The organism is Pseudomonas deceptionensis (assembly GCF_900106095.1).
GTDB lineage: Bacteria > Pseudomonadota > Gammaproteobacteria > Pseudomonadales > Pseudomonadaceae > Aquipseudomonas > Aquipseudomonas deceptionensis.
In genome coordinates this window covers 1,709,296-1,725,719 of the sequence record NZ_FNUD01000002.1, presented here as the reverse complement: position 1 = coordinate 1,725,719, position 16,424 = coordinate 1,709,296, and the positions used below count along the sequence as shown (strand labels likewise).

The 16,424-nt window shown below is 60.6% G+C and carries 13 protein-coding genes; 4 read left to right on the top strand and 9 right to left on the bottom strand.

Going from position 1 to position 16,424, the window contains the following annotated elements:
- Positions 1–224: 224 nt before the first annotated feature.
- From BLW11_RS07855 to ptsP, 3 genes are read right to left on the bottom strand one after another with little or no spacing between them, the layout of a single operon-like run.
- Positions 225–1,964 (bottom strand): PTS fructose-like transporter subunit IIB, encoded by a 1,740-nt coding sequence (locus BLW11_RS07855; protein WP_048359236.1) that lies wholly within the window; start codon positions 1,962–1,964, stop codon positions 225–227.
- Between the two features lie 11 nt (positions 1,965–1,975).
- The gene (gene pfkB, locus BLW11_RS07850; RefSeq protein ID WP_048359237.1) at positions 1,976–2,917 is read right to left on the bottom strand and encodes a 1-phosphofructokinase; all 942 of its coding nucleotides are present in this window, start codon (positions 2,915–2,917) and stop codon (positions 1,976–1,978) included.
- Positions 2,917–5,778 carry a phosphoenolpyruvate--protein phosphotransferase gene (ptsP, locus tag BLW11_RS07845; RefSeq protein ID WP_048359238.1) on the bottom strand — a complete coding sequence of 954 codons (2,862 nt, stop codon included), beginning with the start codon at positions 5,776–5,778 and terminating at the stop codon, positions 2,917–2,919. The genes pfkB and ptsP overlap by 1 nt, the downstream gene beginning before the upstream one ends.
- 340 nt (positions 5,779–6,118) lie before the next feature.
- Between ptsP and cra the strand changes: the two genes are divergently transcribed.
- Positions 6,119–7,114 (top strand): catabolite repressor/activator, encoded by a 996-nt coding sequence (gene cra, locus BLW11_RS07840; RefSeq protein WP_048359239.1) that lies wholly within the window; start codon positions 6,119–6,121, stop codon positions 7,112–7,114.
- Positions 7,115–7,116: 2 nt separating this feature from the next.
- Entirely contained in the window at positions 7,117–7,914 is a 798-nt protein-coding gene (locus BLW11_RS07835; protein WP_048359240.1) for a TatD family hydrolase, read from the top strand.
- A gap of 158 nt (positions 7,915–8,072) precedes the next feature.
- Here BLW11_RS07835 and ampE read toward each other — a convergent pair whose 3' ends face one another.
- From ampE to BLW11_RS07820, 3 genes are all read right to left on the bottom strand, one after another.
- A complete protein-coding gene (gene ampE, locus BLW11_RS07830; RefSeq protein ID WP_048359241.1) occupies positions 8,073–8,909 on the bottom strand; it encodes a regulatory signaling modulator protein AmpE in 837 nt (278 codons plus the stop codon).
- Positions 8,906–9,469 carry a 1,6-anhydro-N-acetylmuramyl-L-alanine amidase AmpD gene (gene ampD / locus BLW11_RS07825; protein ID WP_048359242.1) on the bottom strand — a complete coding sequence of 188 codons (564 nt, stop codon included), beginning with the start codon at positions 9,467–9,469 and terminating at the stop codon, positions 8,906–8,908. The genes ampE and ampD overlap by 4 nt, the downstream gene beginning before the upstream one ends.
- An 83-nt stretch (positions 9,470–9,552) precedes the next feature.
- The gene (locus BLW11_RS07820) at positions 9,553–10,995 is read right to left on the bottom strand and encodes a DUF1631 family protein (protein ID WP_420912200.1); all 1,443 of its coding nucleotides are present in this window, start codon (positions 10,993–10,995) and stop codon (positions 9,553–9,555) included.
- 404 nt (positions 10,996–11,399) lie between these two features.
- Here BLW11_RS07820 and nadC point away from each other — a divergent pair, with 404 nt between their 5' ends.
- A complete protein-coding gene (nadC, locus tag BLW11_RS07815; protein WP_048359244.1) occupies positions 11,400–12,248 on the top strand; it encodes a carboxylating nicotinate-nucleotide diphosphorylase in 849 nt (282 codons plus the stop codon).
- Between the two features lie 45 nt (positions 12,249–12,293).
- Here the strand turns inward: nadC and BLW11_RS07810 are convergent, their stop codons facing one another.
- The 3 genes from BLW11_RS07810 to BLW11_RS07800 all read right to left on the bottom strand — a co-directional run bounded on the left by BLW11_RS07810 (position 12,294) and on the right by BLW11_RS07800 (position 15,281).
- Complete coding sequence (locus BLW11_RS07810) at positions 12,294–12,791, bottom strand: methylated-DNA--[protein]-cysteine S-methyltransferase (protein WP_048359245.1); 498 nt, start codon at positions 12,789–12,791, stop codon at positions 12,294–12,296.
- A gap of 2 nt (positions 12,792–12,793) precedes the next feature.
- Positions 12,794–14,284, bottom strand: a complete 1,491-nt coding sequence (locus BLW11_RS07805) for a DNA-3-methyladenine glycosylase 2 (RefSeq protein ID WP_048359540.1) — start codon at positions 14,282–14,284, stop codon at positions 12,794–12,796.
- A 67-nt stretch (positions 14,285–14,351) separates the two neighbouring features.
- Positions 14,352–15,281 carry a DMT family transporter gene (locus BLW11_RS07800; RefSeq protein ID WP_048359246.1) on the bottom strand — a complete coding sequence of 310 codons (930 nt, stop codon included), beginning with the start codon at positions 15,279–15,281 and terminating at the stop codon, positions 14,352–14,354.
- Between the two features lie 89 nt (positions 15,282–15,370).
- On the opposite strand from BLW11_RS07800, the gene BLW11_RS07795 reads away from it, so the two are divergent.
- On the top strand, positions 15,371–16,255 hold the full coding sequence (locus BLW11_RS07795; RefSeq protein ID WP_048359247.1) for a LysR family transcriptional regulator: 885 nt from the start codon (positions 15,371–15,373) through the stop codon (positions 16,253–16,255).
- Positions 16,256–16,424 lie beyond the last annotated feature (169 nt).

Here is a 16,424-nt window from a genome sequence, read left to right as displayed (position 1 = left end):
AACCGTAACCGACAGGTACTGAAGGAGATGCGGGGAGTTTTGCAGGAGATATGGCATGTGGCTGAGGCACTGAAAGGCCCCTCACCCTCTCCCGGAGGGAGAGGGGACTGACCGAGTCGATTCCGGATTCAACTCAGTGCCTTCAGACTGACGACATCTTCAAATATCCCCCAATCGGCTCCCTCTCCCTCCGGGAGAGGGCTGGGGTGAGGGGCTCTGGCTGTTTACGCCTTGGCCACCTCCAGCGCCATCTCCACCGGCTCCGGCCGCTTGATCACCGCATACACCACCGCCGTAACCAGACTGCCCGCCACAATCGCCAGCAAGTACAGCAGCGCATGGTTGATCGCGTTCGGGATCAGCAGCACGAACAAACCACCGTGCGGCGCCATCAGTTTGCAGCCGAAGTACATCGACAATGCACCCGTCAACGCACCGCCCAGAATGCTCGCCGGGATAACCCGCAGCGGGTCTTTGGCAGCAAACGGGATCGCGCCTTCAGAAATAAAGCACAGCCCCAGCACCAACGCCGCTTTGCCGGCCTCGCGCTCGGTCTGGGCAAATTTGCGTCGCGCCAGGAAGGTCGCAATCCCCAACCCGATAGGTGGCACCATACCCGCCGCCATGGTCGCCGCCATCGGTGCATAACTTTGTGAGGCCAGCAGCCCTACCGAAAACGCATACGCCGCCTTGTTGATCGGCCCGCCCAAATCGACACACATCATGCCGCCCAGCAACACACCCAACAGGATGGCGTTGGTGGTGCCCATGCTGTCGAGGAAGTGGGTCAAACCTTCAAGCATCCCGGCAACCGGTTTGCCCACCACGTAGATCATCACCAGACCGGTAAACAGGCTGGCAAACAACGGGATGATCAAAATCGGCTTCAACGCTTCCAGACTTTGCGGCAATTGCAGATAGCGATTGATCGCCTTGGCGCAGTAGCCCGCGATAAAGCCGGCGATGATCCCGCCGATAAACCCGGCGCCCAAGGTGCTCGCCAACAGGCCGCCAATCATTCCCGGCGCCAGGCCCGGACGGTCGGCAATCGAATAGGCGATGTAGCCCGCCAGCAGCGGAACCATCAGTTTGAACGCCGCATCACCACCGATTTGCATCAGGGCTGCAGCCAACGTACCCGGCTCTTTATAAGCCGTGATGCCGAACACGAAGGACAACGCGATCATCAAACCGCCCGCCACCACCATCGGCAACATGAACGACACGCCGGTCAGCAAATGCTTGTAGACCCCGGCCTTTTCTTGCTTGGCCGGGCCCGAGCCGCCCGTAGCGGCGCTCTCTTGCTGACCTTCGCTCAATGCCTTGTTCAGCGTGGCTTCGGCTTGTTTGAGGGCGATGCCGGTGCCACAGCGGTAAATCTTTTTGCCTGCGAAGCGCTCTGTAGGCACTTCGATATCTGCCGCCAGCAGCACCACGTCGGCGTCACGAATGGCTTCGGCGCTCAACGGGTTGCGCGCACCGACTGAGCCCTGGGTTTCCACCTGCAGCTCGTAGCCCAAACGCTTGGCCGCCTGCTGCAAGGCCTCGGCCGCCATGAAGGTGTGTGCCACGCCGGTCGGGCACGCGGTGATAGCAACGATTTTAGGCGCGCGCTTCTCGCTTTCGACCGGGGCCGATGAGGGCGCAGGGGCGACATAGACTTGTGCCTCCTGAACCCCGCGCAGCAAGACCGCTTCTACATCTTGCAGGGCCTGGGCCGGGGTGCTCTGAAAGACCCGTTTGCCGATAAACCGCTGCATGTCCAACGGGGTGCTGCTAACCAGCAATACCCATTCGGCTTCATCGATAGTGGCCGCCGACAACTGGCGTTCAGGGTGTTTGGGGTCGTGCACTTCAACGCTGGTGCTCCAACCCTGACGCTGCGCCGCAGCATCGAGCAGACGGGCACACAGCACGCTGGTCACCATGCCGTTAGGGCAGCCCGTCACAATGGCTAATTTCATGTGTATCCCTCTTATTCTTCTGTCAGGGGGCGAACGCTGACGCCGCCTTCAAGCGTCGCCAGGCGCGCCGCATCGCTGATACCAAAACCAATCTGGGTGACCGCCATGGCCGCAATGGCGGTGGCGGTGCGCAAGGTCTGTTCGGGGCTGTGGCCGCTGAGCAAGCCATGGACCATGCCCGCCAGCAGCGAGTCGCCTGCGCCTACCGTGCTGGCTACGCTGACTTTGGGCGGCAACGCCTGCAAGGCCGGGCCGCTGCTGAACCAGTTCACGCCATCGGCACCATGGGAAATAACCACATGCTCAACGCCTTGCGCCTGCAAACGGCTGGCCGCTGCAATCTGGGCCTCAAGGCTGCTGATGTCTCGGCCCAGCGCGTCGCTGAGCTCTTCGGTGTTGGGCTTGATCAGCCACGGACCGGCCGTGAGGCCTTCTTTCAAGGCCTGACCGCTGGTGTCCAGAATCACTTTCAGGCCCAGCGCCTTCAAACGCAGCACCAGGTCGCGCAACCACTGTGGGCTGATGCCCTGGGGCAAGCTGCCGGCCACAACGACCGCGTCATGCCCCACGGCAATCTGGTCGAGGGTGTCGAGCAAGGCTTGCTGCGCCTGGGCGCTGACCTGCGGCCCAAGCCCGTTAAGGTCGGTGACGCGGCCATCGTCTTCGGCGAGCTTGATATTGATGCGGGTTTCACCCGGTACGCGGATGAAGGCATCGACAAAGCCGCGCCGCTTGAACAGCGCATCGAATGCCTGTTGATTGTCTTCCCCCAAAAAGCCGCTCACGGTCAGGGTATGGCCCAGGTCAGCCAGCACTTGCGCGACGTTGACGCCCTTGCCCGCCGCATGGGTCAACATCAACGGGCTGCGATTGACCTCGCCCGGCGCCAGATGCCCAAGGCGCACGGTCAGGTCCAGTGCCGGGTTGAGGGTGATCGTCAATACTCTGGCCATTAGAGCGCCTCCACCAGTGCACGCACTTCTTCCGGGCTACCCAGGCTCAAGGCTTGTTCAGCCAGGGTTTTGAGGCGCTCCATGCTCAGTTCGCGTACCCGCGCCTTGACCTCAGGAATGCTGCGCGCCGAAACGCTCAACTCATCCACCCCCAGGCCGACCAGTACCGGTACCGCCAGAGGGTCGGCCGCCAGTTCGCCGCACACACCCACCCATTTGCCGTGGGCATGGGCGGCACGTACGGTGATGTCGATCAGTTGCAGCACCGCCGGGTGCAGGCCGTCGGCCTGAGCCGACAAGGTCGGGTGACCGCGGTCGATGGCCAGGGTGTATTGGGTCAGGTCGTTGGTGCCGACGCTGAAAAAGTCCACTTCCTTGGCCAGCACTGGCGCCAGCAAGGCTGCGGACGGGACTTCGATCATGATCCCCAGTTGCAGGTCAGCCACCGGGATTTCCAGTCGCAGACGCTCGGTCATGTCGCGAGCGGCCCGCCATTCGGCCACGCTGCCCACCATCGGGAACATGATGCGCAGCGGGCGGTTGTCCGCCGAGCGCAGCAACGCGCGTAACTGGCTTTCCATCACTTGGGGGCGTTGCAGCGTAAGGCGAATGCCACGTACGCCCAAAAACGGGTTTTCTTCTTTCTCGATCGGCCAGTACGGCAACGGTTTGTCGCCGCCCACGTCCAGGGTGCGAACCACCAGCGGCCGGCCGTTCAGGCCGTCGAGTACGCGGCGGTATTCCGCTTCTTGAGTGGCCTCGTCCGGCACCTGGGAATGGGCCATGAAAATCAGCTCGGTGCGCAGCAGGCCAATGCCCTCGGCGCCCTGCTCGACTGCACCGGCCACGCCTTTGCTTTCACCGATATTGGCGAACACTTCGACCGCGTGACCATCAAGGGTCACGGCCAGCTCATGGCGCTGGGCGGAGGCGGCCAGCAAACGCAGCTCGCGGCTGTCGCGCTCTTGCGTGGCGCGCTGCAAGGCGTCGACATCCGGTGACACGTGCAAACGACCACGCTGGCCATCAATCAGCAATTCAGTACCGGGCGCCAGCAACAGCACCGCTTCGCCGGCACCCACCAATGCCGGGATGCCCAGCGCGCGGGCGACGATGGCGCTGTGCGCAGTGGCACCGCCACGGGCAGTCAAAATGCCCGCAACCCGCGCAGGATCAAGGCGCGCCACATCCGACGGGCCTACTTCGTCCATCACCAGTACATAAGGCTGATCAGGTTCGGCCGGGGTTTCAACGCCACACAACTGGGCCAGGACACGGCGGCCGATGTCACGCAGGTCGGCGGCCCGTTCGGCCAGCAGCGCATCCTGCAAGGACTCTTGCTGGCGCGCGGCGGCTTCGATCACTGACATCCACGCAGCTTCGGCACTTTCGCCCTGTTTGAGGCGCGAATCGACTTCGTCGGTCAGTTCCGGGTCGTCGAGCATTTCCTGGTGGGTGATGAAAATCTCACGAATAGCCTTGGACTGGCTGCGCGCAATCAGGCCTTCAATATCCTGACGCACCTCGCCCAGGGCATTTTTCAGGCGCTCGCGCTCAACCACCGACGACTCGCCACGCAGCGGGTAATCGAAGGTTTGCAACACTTGAATGTGGGCCGGGCCAATCGCAATACCGGGCGAGGCCGCAATGGCCTGAACCACGCTACCGGCAACGGGGGCCGTGATGAGTGTGGCGATTTCGGCCACGCCGGGCGCCGCGTCGGTGACGGTCGGCAGAGGCTCGACCTCTTCACCCAACCCCGTTTCCACCGCAGCCAGTAGCGCGGGCAAGGCATCGTTGGCAATGCTCGGCTCGGCGACAAACTCGAGTATTTGGCCGCGACGCGCACCCAGGCTCAGCAACTTGCTCAAGCTCTTGGCAGAGACTGCCGAGTCCTGGCCATCGACGATTCTGACGCGGATATCGCCTTCAAAACTTTTGGCCAGTTGCGCAAGGACCTTGGCCGGGCGTGCATGCAGGCCGTGGGCGTTGGCCAGGGTGATACGGGCACTCGGCCAGTCAGCCGGCAGCTCGCCGCCCAGCACTTCCAGCACCGCACGACGGCTGGTGGCACGGCCCAGCTCGTGACCACGGCCGGCAATCAGCAGCGCACACAAACGCTCCAGCAAGGCCTGATGGGCTTCGCCCAGGCTGGCCAGGCAGAACAGACCGCTCAGCGGCTGGCCCAGGTAGCGCATTGGTTTGTCCGGGGTCACAAACGCCAGCCCCGGGCGCTTGACCGTTTGCTCGCTGTGCAGCCACCACAGGCCATCACCCAGCGGCAGCGCGTCGACTTGCTGCAATACGGCGGCAAAACCGTTGCTCACGCAATCTGCCTGACGCAACAAACGTGCACCACGCCATACCAGTTCTTCGAAGTCATCGGCTGACACGCCGAGGCCAATCATCTGAGCGTCAAGCGCCAGTTCTTGCGGTGCGCCCTGAAGCAGTTTGAGCAAGGCTTCAGCTGAACCGGCACGGCGCAGGGCTTCGCCCAGATCGGTTTCGCCCAAGGCACGGGTCAGCAATTGCAGCAAACGCAGGTGCTCGTCGGACTTGGCCGCAATACCAATGGCCAGGTACACGATTTGGCCATCGCCCCAATCCACCCCTTCGGGGAACTGAAGCAAACGCACACCCGTGGTAAAGACCAGCTCGCGGGTTTCAGGCGTGCCATGGGGGATTGCAATGCCCTGGCCCAAAAAGGTCGAACCCTGAGCCTCACGCGCTTGCAAGCCGCTCAGATAACCTTCGGCCACCAAGCCATCGGCAACCAGTTTATCGGCGAGCAATTGCAGCGCCGCAGACTTATCCACAGCCGTTTGGCCCATGGAAATCTGCTCTATGGTGAGCTCGAGCATGCGTTCTCCTTTTCTGGTACTTCATGGCACCAGGTATTGTTTTGAATGAGGTCAGCTTAGGACGCTCATCCCGGACTGTGTCAGATGATGTGTGGCAAGCACATCGCTACCGGGGCAAGCACCTTTAAACACGCCTGCTGAAACGTTTAATCAAGAATACCCGGCACGTTACTGCATAATTGCTCGCGCTTGAAGCCCAACCTTTCGCATTGACCGGCGCCAGTGGGCTGATACCGCGAAAAAGTACAGTTCCCGTATGGCAGACGATGGTCGGCTGCCTTTATCGGTTAGGATTGGCCAGAATGTCGACACGTACTACAAAAAATAAGGAATTTTCGGCGTGAAACTCAGTGATATCGCTCAATTGGCAGGTGTTTCCGTAACGACTGCCAGCTATGTCATCAATGGAAAAGCCGAACAGCAGCGCATCAGCAGCAGCACGGTCGAGCGCGTGCGCGCTGTGGTCGAAGAGCATGGCTTTACTCCTAACCCGCAGGCCGCCGGGCTGCGCAGCCGGCACACACGCACGCTGGGGTTTATCCTCCCGGACCTCGAAAACCCGAGTTATGCGCGCCTGGCCAAACAGCTAGAACAAGGCGCCCGCGCTCGCGGTTATCAATTGCTGATCGCCAGCTCCGACGACGCCCCGGACAGTGAGCGCCAGTTGCTCAAGTTGTTCCGCGCCCGTCGTTGCGACGCACTGTTCGTGGCCAGTTGCTTGCCTGAAGAAGATGACAGCTACCGCATACTGCAAGACCTGGGTATGCCGATCATTGCCATTGACCGGACCATGGAGCCCGACCGCTTTTGTTCGGTCATCAGCGATGACTGCGAGGCCAGCCTGCAATTGACCCGCAGCCTGTTGCAGCCGGTACCGCGCCAGATTGTATTGATCGGTGCACGCCCCGAGTTGAGCGTCAGCCAGGCCCGTGAAGCAGGGTTCAGACAAGCTGTCGAAGGGTTCAAAGGCGAAGTGCTGATTGAACACGGCGCAGCCTTCAGCCGCGAATGCGGCCGCCGGATCATCGACACATTGCTGGCACGTCAGGGGCACTTCCCCGAGGCGCTGATCACCACGTCATACGTGCTGCTGCAAGGGATGTTCGATGCGCTGCTGGAGCACCCGACCCAGCGCCCGCCACTGCGCCTGGCCACTTTTGGCGACACCCAGTTGCTGGACTTCCTGCCATTGCCCGTCAATGCAATGGGGCAGCAGCACAAGCTGATTGCCGAGAAAGCCCTGAACCTGGCCTTGGCCGCGATTGAAGAGCAGAGCTACGTACCCGGCATTCATGCGATTGCCCGAACCTTCAAACAGCGCATTCATCAGGCCTGAGCATGGGACTGATCGATACCCATACCCACCTCGACTTCCCGGACTTTGACGCGGATCGCCCGCAGTTACTGGCGCGCAGTCGAGCGCTGGAGGTTGGGCAGATGGTGGTTCTGGGGGTCTATCAGCGCAACTGGCAGCGGCTGTGGGACCTGGTCCAAACCGATAGCCAGCTGTATGCAGCGTTTGGCTTGCACCCGGTGTACCTCAACGAACATCGCCCGGCGCATCTGGCAGAGCTTGAGCAATGGCTGGGTCGTCTGGCGGGTCATCCGCAGCTGTGTGCCGTGGGTGAAATCGGCCTCGATTACTTTCTTCCCGAACTCGACCGCGACGGCCAGCAACAGCTGTTTGAAGCCCAGTTGCAATTGGCCACCGACTTTCAGCTGCCCGCCCTGCTCCATGTTCGGCGCAGCCATGCGCAGGTGATTGCGACGCTAAAGCGCTTCAAGCTAAAGCGGGGCGGGATTGTGCATGCGTTTGCCGGCAGCCGCGAAGAAGCGCGCGAGTATATAAAACTGGGGTTCAAACTGGGGCTCGGTGGTGCTGCCACCTGGCCGCAGGCCTTGCGCCTGCGCAAAGTGATCGTCGATTTGCCCCTGGACGCCATCGTGCTGGAAACCGATTCCCCCGACATGGCACCGGCCATGTACCCCAACCAGCGCAACAGCCCGCAGCACCTGCCCGAAATTTGCCAGGCCCTGGCACAAGTGATGGGCATCAGCCCGGAGCAATTGGCCGAGGCCACTACGGCCAATGCCTGTGAGTTGTTTGGCTGGAAGAACCCGACTCAACCCCTGTAGCCACTGACGAGTAGTGCGAGGCTGCGTTCGGCGGCGCAGCAGTCGTAAAACCATGCCCTCCGGTCTTACAGGCATACCCCGGTTACCGGGTTTGCGACTGCTTCGCGCCCGGACGCAGCCTCGCAGGGCTCGTCAGCGGCTACAGGTCTTGTGGGGTGTCAAAGCAACAACGCCCACACCGCAAAACACGCATACCACAGCACCGCAGACCGCAAGAGCAAGGCCCAGAGGGTATCGAGGCTGGACACGCCTTCAGGCCCGACTTGCGGCGCAGGGATTTCTGCGGCGGCACACCCGGCCTTGTCGATCAGTTGTGCGGCGCTGATATCCCAGCTCAGCAACTCATGGAGCATCACCCGGCTGACCGCCGCGAAATTGCCCACCAGTGCAAAACTGGCCGCCAACAACCGAACCGGCAACCAGTCAAAGGCATGACGCAATTGCTCGGCACGCTCAACCAGGGCCGGGCTCTTGCCATGCTCTGCCGCCAGGGCCAGCAAGCGATAGCTCAAGGCCGCCACGGGGCCCAGCAGGAAATACCAGAAAATCACCGCAAAGAAGCTTTGATAAGCCTGCCACAACAAATGGCCCTGCACTTTCTCCAGCAACTGCTCGCCGCTGTCGGCACTGACGCTCAGGTCGCGCTCGGCAACATGGGCAGCGGCCTGCAAATCACCGCGCCGCCAGGCATCGCGAAATGGCCCGAGCCCTCCCAGCAAGTCCCCGCGCCCAAGACTGTAAATTACCACCAGCAGGTGCACCGGCAGGGCCAGCAAGCCATAAGCCACAGGCTGCAGCACCACCAGCAGCAACCCCAGTACCGCTGCGGGCAGTGCAATAAGGATAATCAGCACCCACCACGGCTTGTTACCAAACCCGGAGCCGGTTTCAAGTTTGTTCAGCTCGCGCAGCCAGCCGCCATCACGCTGCAGACGCTGACGCAAAGCCGAGAACTTCTCGACCAGAATCGCCAGCAGTAACACCACAAAACTCATTGTATTTCTCCTGTGTGCTGCAACGCGCTGCGAAAGCGCATCCAGTCAAAAGCCGGCCCCGGATCAGTCTTGCGCCCCGGTGCCACGTCGCTATGGCCACAAATCCTGTGCCCGGTGATGCCGGGATAAGCCGCCTGCAATTGCCGGGTCAAGGCAATGAGCGCCTGGTACTGCGCATCCGTAAAGGGCAGTTCATCGGTGCCCTCAAGCTCGATCCCCAACGAAAAATCATTGCAGGCCTCGCGCCCCTCGAAACTCGAAACACCCGCGTGCCAGGCGCGATCCAGGCAGGAAACAAACTGGATAACCGTACCATCACGCTCGATCAAAAAGTGCGCACTGACCCTGAGCTCGCTGATGCCTTCAAAGTAAGGGTGTTCTGTGACGTCCAGCCGGTTCTGGAAGAACGCCTGAACCTTGCCGGTGGCGAACTGACCCGGCGGCAAGCTGATGTTGTGGATAACCAGCAGGGAGATTTCGCCGCTCGGGCGCGCATTGAAGTTGGGCGACGGGCAATGGCACACGCCTTGACACCAGCCGCTCGCGGGGTCCAGCTGCATACAGGCTCCTTCAACAGGCAAAACGAAAGGCCCAGTATGCCGCGATGAGGACGTCGATGGGGAGCAATCTGCGCTGTACGCGATTACTCGGCGCCGGACTGACGCAGACTGTCTATCACCGACTCCAGGGCCCGGTCGAACAGCAGCCGGTCATCGAGCAGTAAAATAGCGCCGCTGCGCAGTTGGACGATCAGATCGGTGCGGCTTTTCTCCAGCACCTTGGCCCCGGCCCGATTCACGAACACATGCGTACCACCGGGTTCCAGAATCGTGATCAGCTTGCAGCGCAGCCGCGCCGTTTGATCTTCCTGGAGTTCGATCCAGGTCCCGATTCGCAGCTGACTGACCAACAGCAGCCCCAGATGACCCTGCTCGTCCAGAACCGGCAATGGCCATGGCTGTACCGTGCTGGGCAGGAACGCGGACCGGCGACGGGCCTGCTCGGTATCGCGGGTGCGCTGTTCAAGCAGCTCGATGCGGCTGCTCTCACCGCGGGTAAACATCGAAAAATCATGCAGCAAGGATTCAAGCAACGCCGGGTTGTTGCTCGCATACCGGGCCATTTGCAGCACCACGTGCTCGATTTTCCGGAAGAGCGGATCTTTGCAGTCTTCGGCGCTGGCACCCCACCCGATGGCCGCACCCGCAATCACGTTCAGCAAGCGGCGGGCCGGATGGCTGTCACAGCTAAAAAAATTCTGATCGCGCTGCGCGATCTGGAGCAAAGGACCGCGCAGCAATCCGAGCAGTTTTTTCAGCGGCAGTGAGAGGTTGCGGTCATCGCGGATGTACTCGAACAACAGCCCTACCAGGTTGTTCGTATCCCCGCTGGCCCCGGGTGACACCTGCGCAAGCGCATCCACTTTTGCGGCGCAGCATGAAGCCTTGTCCGACAGATCAGGCAGCACGCCCGTGGCGATCAATAACTGGTTGGCATCGGCGTACAGTTGTTCAGTCTGGCTAAGCAGATACTTCTCGAACAAACGCAGCATGATCAGCTTGACCTTGATGTCCACGCCCTGCTCACGCTCGGCCTGCAGAAAATACTCACACAGCATCGCCGGGCCCAACGGGTTGTTGTGCTCATCCAGCGCCAGGCAGCTCAAGGTATTGAGGCGCGCACTCAGCTGGCACAAGGACAACTGGTTGCGGGTCAGCACCCGCTCCACCATGGCATGGGTCACTTGAGTGCGCTCAAGGTCATTGGCCATCAGCGAAAACACCGCCTGCGCCGGGACGACACCCTGCAAGGCAGGCTCACTGGCATCGGGCTGGGCCAGCCGGACAAAGGCATCGAACAACCGCTCAAGAAAGCCGCGTTCAATACTTTTGCGCTTGAGCCTCACATCGCGCATGGCTTCAAAAAACAGGCTCTGTTCGGTGTCGTTCTGCGCCTTGTCTGCCATTTCAAACAGGGTTTCATCGGCATTTTCAAACAGCACCTGCAGCTCATATCTGAGCTGCTGTGCAGCCTTGTCATGCACCTGCAACAGGATCACAGGCAGGCGGGCAAGCGGCGAGTGCATCGCCAACTCCGCAGTGGCCCTGTAGGCAGGTCCCACTTTCCCGTCATTTTGCATCCTGGCCTCCCTGAATGGTTTCTTCGCCCGCAGGTGAACCGCCGGTGGCACTGGCCACTTTTAACGCTCACATGCAGAACCGGCGTGTGCATTGCGCACCCGCCGGCATATCGAAATTAAGGGCAACGGCCGCACGTCAAAGCTATGGCGCCAATTGCAAGGCGGATTATCTTGTAAAAGATGGCGCTTGTACCAGCGGACTCTTCATTTGAATGATTGCGGGGCGGCAGAAAATGCTCAAAGTGCCGAAAGAAGCACATTGCAGGCATTTGCCCGGGGCACGGTGGCGCACCTTGGGTTCCCCTGTGGCATGGCCCTATAATCGACACACTTTGTTTGTGGAGCTCGTTATGCCGAATTTACGCCTGGCCGACCTCACTGCCGAAATCGAAGCCAACGTACGCCGTGCGTTAGCTGAAGACATTGGCAGCGGCGATATCACCGCACGGCTGATCCCGGCCGAACGTCTGGCCAAAGCCACGATTATTACCCGTGAAGCCGCCGTCATCAGTGGCACCGCGTGGGTCGATACAGTGTTTCGCCAGCTTGATCCGCGGGTCGCCGTCCACTGGCAGGTCGCCGATGGCGAGCGCGTGAGCCCCAACCAGGTGTTGTTCCACCTTGAAGGCCCGGCGCGCTCGCTGCTCAGTGGCGAACGAAGCGCGCTCAACTTCCTGCAAATGCTGTCAGGCGTTGCTACCCACGCTCAGTTTCTGGCCGATCAAGTGGCCGATACTCAGGTCAAGTTGCTGGACACCCGCAAAACCCTGCCGGGCTTGCGCCTGGCACAGAAATACGCCGTGACCTGTGGTGGTTGCCACAATCACCGGATCGGTCTGTACGACGCATTCCTGATCAAGGAAAACCACATCGCAGCCTGCGGCGGCATCGCCCAGGCCATCACTGCCGCGCATAACATCGCCCCGGGCAAGCCGGTAGAGATCGAAGTCGAAAGCCTGGCCGAACTCAAAGAGGCCCTGGCAGCAGGCGCCGACATCATCATGCTCGACGAGTTGAGCATGGACGATATGCGCGAAGCGGTGCGCCTGAACGCGGGCAAGGCCAAACTGGAAGCCAGCGGCGGGATCAACGAGACGACCTTGCGCCCAATCGCCGAAACCGGCGTGGACTACATCTCCATTGGTGCCATGACCAAAGATGTGAAGGCGGTGGACCTGTCGATGCGGTTGAGCCTCTAACCGCACGTCACCTTGTGGGAGCGGCCTGCTCCCACAACCTCGCGATCAAGACAGCGCAAAGCCCTGGCATTTCATTTCATGCTCAAGCAGCCATTGCTTGACGGCCAACCCGCCTGCAAACCCCGTCAACGTGCCGTTGCTGCCGATTACACGGTGGCACGGGATGATGATCGGAATCGGGTTGCGCCCATTCGCCGCCCCCACCGCCCGCGACGCCTTGGGCCGTTGGATTTGCTGCGAAATCCGGCCGTAGCTGGTGGTCACCGCGTAGGGGATGGTCGTTAGCGCGTGCCAGACAGACTGTTGAAACTCAGTGCCCAACGGCTTGAGCGGCAAATCAAACGTCAGACGATCGCCCGAAAAGTACTCCTCCAACTGGCGACGAACTTCGGCGAGTTTTTGCGGCGAATGCACCCAGCCTTCCTGCGGCGAATGGGGTCGGCGGTCCAGCTCAAAACGCACCTCGCGCAACCCTTCATCATCGGCAACCAAAAACAGCGGGCCTATCGGTGATGGCATTTGTTCGTAGTAGATCTGCGTCATGTTCATACCTTCCGTGCAGCAGCTGAATCGGTGGCTGCGCGCCATAAATACATCACTGAATAGGCCCGCCACGGGCGCCAGTTTTCGGCCAGCGTTTGCAGCGCCCTGGTGCTTAACGGCTCACCCCGGGGGTTGGCTTCACGCCGCAGAATCAAGTCGGCTGCCGGGAACGCATCAGGGTGTTTGAGCACACGCATGGCAATGTAATGGGCGGTCCAGTCGCCAATGCCGGGCAGTTGCACCCAGCGGCTGATAAAGCGCTCTAACGGTTGCTCCACCGCAAAATCGACCCGACCCTCGATCAGCGCGCGGGCAATCCCTTGAATCGTGTTGATCCGTGCCTGGGTAATGCCCATCTGCCCAAGGTCGGCCACTGCCAGTTGCTCGGGGCCGGGGAACAGGCGGTCCAGATTCGAACCTGCACCGGGCTCAATCGCAACCCCATAGCGTTGCACGATACGGCTGGCCAACGTGCGCGCCGCCGCCACGCTGACTTGCTGACCCAGGACGGCCCGCACGGCCACTTCAAAACCATCCCAGCCCCCGGGCAAACGCAGGCCTGGATAGCGCTCGATCACAGGCGCCAGCAGCGGGCTGCCACCCAAGGTGCGGGCGATGGCGAGCGGGTCGGCGTCCAGATCAAACATCCGTCGGACCCGCGTGACCACTCCCAGCATCTGACCGGGGGGGACGTTGCGCAGCTCCAGCTGTAACGCATGATGCTCACCCGGCCATGCACTGACCCGCAGCCAGCCGGGCGCATCAGGCTGCCCGAAAACCCGCTGATAACTGAGCCCGTCAACCTGCTCAATACCGGGCAAGGCACGGGTTTGCAGAAAGCCCAGCAACGCACTGAAGTCATACGGCGGGCGATAGCCCAAACGCAACACCAGCGCCTTATCCGCCCGCGCCTTTGGGCTGCGCCTGAACGCCCGGGGCTCGGCATGGTTGGCCTCGGCAAACGCCGCATTGAAACGGCGCAGGCTGCCAAAACCCGAAGCCATGGCCACCTCGGTGATCGACAGGTCGGTTTCGGTCAGCAGTTGCTTGGCAAACAGCAGGCGCTGGGTGGCATGAACCGCCATCGGTGGCGCCCCCAGGTACTGCACGAACAAACGACGCACTTGCCGGGCACTGACACTCATGCGCTCGGCCAGGCTCTCCAGCGAGTGATCTGCCAAATAGCCCTCATTGATCAGCTTGAGCGCCCGCGACACCAGATGCTCGCCTTGCAACCAGAGCTGATTGCCCGGCGCCAGCTCCGGCCTGCAGCGCAAACAGGGGCGAAAGCCCTGAGCCTGAGCGGCGGCGGCACTGGGGTAATACACCACATTTTCGGCTTTGGGCGCCCGTGCCGGGCACACCGGACGGCAGTAAATCCGCGTGCTTAGTACAGCAGTAAAAAACACCCCGTCAAAACGCGCATCGCGGCTCAAGCGAGCGATTTCGCAAGCGGCGGTACTGGGCGTGGAGAGGCTGTTATCTGTGCTCATGGGCCGCAGAATAGCACCGAATTTTTGCCGGTTCTCGCCATTTTCGGACATCAATGTACGCCGTCAATCAGACAGACCTTGGCCCGCGATTGCACAGCACGATGCCCGTAATGGCCAGCAAGCCACCCAGCACCATGGGCAGGCTCAGGCGTTCACCCAAAATCAGCATCCCCAGCGCCACCGCCGACAGCGGGTTGAGGGCAATAAATGCACCGGATTGGGTTACTCCGATTTTCAGAATGCCGTCGTAGTACCAGATATACGCCAGTGCCGAGCCAAAGACGCCGAGGTAAACAAGGCTCAGCCACTGTGACTGGCGAAGTTGAGAAACGGCTGAAAGGTTTAAATCGCCCTGAATGATGGCTGCAATTAAAAGCATCAAGGTGCCTGCCAGCACCGAGTACATCACGGTGTGCAGCGGGCCGATTTCCCCGACCAGCTTGCGGGCAAACACGCTGTAGATCACCCAGCTCATAACACAGCCCAGAATCAGCAGATCACCGCGCCAGGCACCCGCCTCCAGGCTGATGGAGCCCGCACTCTTGCTGACAATCACGGTCATTGCACCTGCGATACAGAGGACGATACCCGCCAGATTGACCGGTCTGAGCCGCTCACCCGCAAATGCAAAGGCGGTTAATGCAATCAGCGCCGGATTGAGCGCCACAATCAGCGACGCCCGCGACGAGTTGATGAAATGCAGTCCGTAAAAGAAAAACAGGTTATAGGCAAACACCCCAAAAAAACCGAGCACCGCCAATTGCAGCAGTTGACGCAGGCTCAGCGATATTTTCAGTTTGCGCTGCAGACTCAGGATCAGTACCAGAGTCAAACTCGCCATCAAAAATCTCAGGCAGGCCGAGAGCAGTGGCGCTGTATCCGCCGCGAGATAACGCCCCGCGACAAACGTGCCGCCCCACAAACACGACACCGCTACCAGCTTGGCGTAAACGGTGTATTTCGATGTAACCCAACTCGGTAGGTAGGTGGTGTGCATGCCGATAAGCGCCTGTAAGAAGTGATGCGCCTATACTCGGACAGATACAAACTCATACAGAAATGAGCAAAAGCTCATGGGGCAACTCGATGACGTTTACCCAGCTCGAAATTTTTGCCCGGGTAGCCGAGCTGCGCGGTTTCACCTTGGCCGCCACGCGCCTGGGTATCAGCCAGTCAGCGGTGTCCCACGCACTCAAAACACTGGAACAGGAAATGGGGGTTGAGCTGATTCACCGCCATCAGGTCGGTGTTGAGCTGACCGATATAGGTGCACAACTGCTGCTGCGGGCCCAGGAAATCCTCGGGTTGTCCGAAACCATGCGCCAGGAAGCCGCCGATGCACGCGGGATGAAACGCGGCACACTGCGTATCGGTTCGTTTGGGCCTTCTGCGTCCATGAAGTTGCTGCCTGACATTCTTGAGCACTATCGCCGGACCTATCCGGAGATAGAGGTACGCATCGACGAAGGGACAGACCAGGAGGTCATCAGCTGGATTCAGGAGCGGCGGGTCGATGTGGGATTTGTGGTGCTGCCCGAGGACAAACTCGACACCTTTGTGCTCTGTGAGGACCAAATGGTTGCATTGCTGCCTGCCAACCACCCATTGGCCGGGGCGCAGCATGTCAGCCTTGGAGAACTCTGCGACAGCCCCTTCATCATGACCGAGGCCGGTTCGGGGCCACTGCTGCAACGGCTGTTTTCAGCGCAAAAACTGGCGCCCAACGTGCTTCATCGCAGTGCCCAGTTAATCAGCACACTGGCTATGGTCGAGATGGGTTTCGGGGTCAGCATTCTGGCAGAACAAGCATTGCCAGCGCGTGGCTCACTCCACGCTAAAAGCTATATCAAAAAGATGCTGAGCCCGCCGGTGACACGCCGCGTGGGGCTGGCGGTGCTGGATGAGCGCCAGGCGTCACCTGCGTCCAGGGCCTTTATACGCATTGCCGTGGGTTTGCAGCGACGCACCTGAGCGCATGCATCAACAACTTTCAGATGGTGCCGGAGACAGGAACAAAACCTAGCTACTGAAATCCTTTAATATCAGCAGACACCACTGTTTAAATACAAAAAAGGGTACTCATTTAGGGACTCAGCTACTTCTCCCCCTATGCTCAACTGATGCAGACAGATCTTGCTTA

Coding starts and splice junctions, on each gene's coding strand:
- BLW11_RS07800 (WP_048359246.1), bottom strand. CDS start 15,281: ATGCACACCACCTACCTACCGAGTTGGGTTACATCGAAATACACCGTT.
- BLW11_RS07855 (WP_048359236.1), bottom strand. CDS start 1,964: ATGAAATTAGCCATTGTGACGGGCTGCCCTAACGGCATGGTGACCAGC.
- BLW11_RS07805 (WP_048359540.1), bottom strand. CDS start 14,284: ATGAGCACAGATAACAGCCTCTCCACGCCCAGTACCGCCGCTTGCGAA.
- BLW11_RS07810 (WP_048359245.1), bottom strand. CDS start 12,791: ATGACGCAGATCTACTACGAACAAATGCCATCACCGATAGGCCCGCTG.
- BLW11_RS07835 (WP_048359240.1), top strand. CDS start 7,117: ATGGGACTGATCGATACCCATACCCACCTCGACTTCCCGGACTTTGAC.
- nadC (WP_048359244.1), top strand. CDS start 11,400: ATGCCGAATTTACGCCTGGCCGACCTCACTGCCGAAATCGAAGCCAAC.
- BLW11_RS07820 (WP_420912200.1), bottom strand. CDS start 10,995: ATGCACTCGCCGCTTGCCCGCCTGCCTGTGATCCTGTTGCAGGTGCAT.
- ptsP (WP_048359238.1), bottom strand. CDS start 5,778: ATGCTCGAGCTCACCATAGAGCAGATTTCCATGGGCCAAACGGCTGTG.
- pfkB (WP_048359237.1), bottom strand. CDS start 2,917: ATGGCCAGAGTATTGACGATCACCCTCAACCCGGCACTGGACCTGACC.
- BLW11_RS07795 (WP_048359247.1), top strand. CDS start 15,371: ATGACGTTTACCCAGCTCGAAATTTTTGCCCGGGTAGCCGAGCTGCGC.
- ampE (WP_048359241.1), bottom strand. CDS start 8,909: ATGAGTTTTGTGGTGTTACTGCTGGCGATTCTGGTCGAGAAGTTCTCG.
- ampD (WP_048359242.1), bottom strand. CDS start 9,469: ATGCAGCTGGACCCCGCGAGCGGCTGGTGTCAAGGCGTGTGCCATTGC.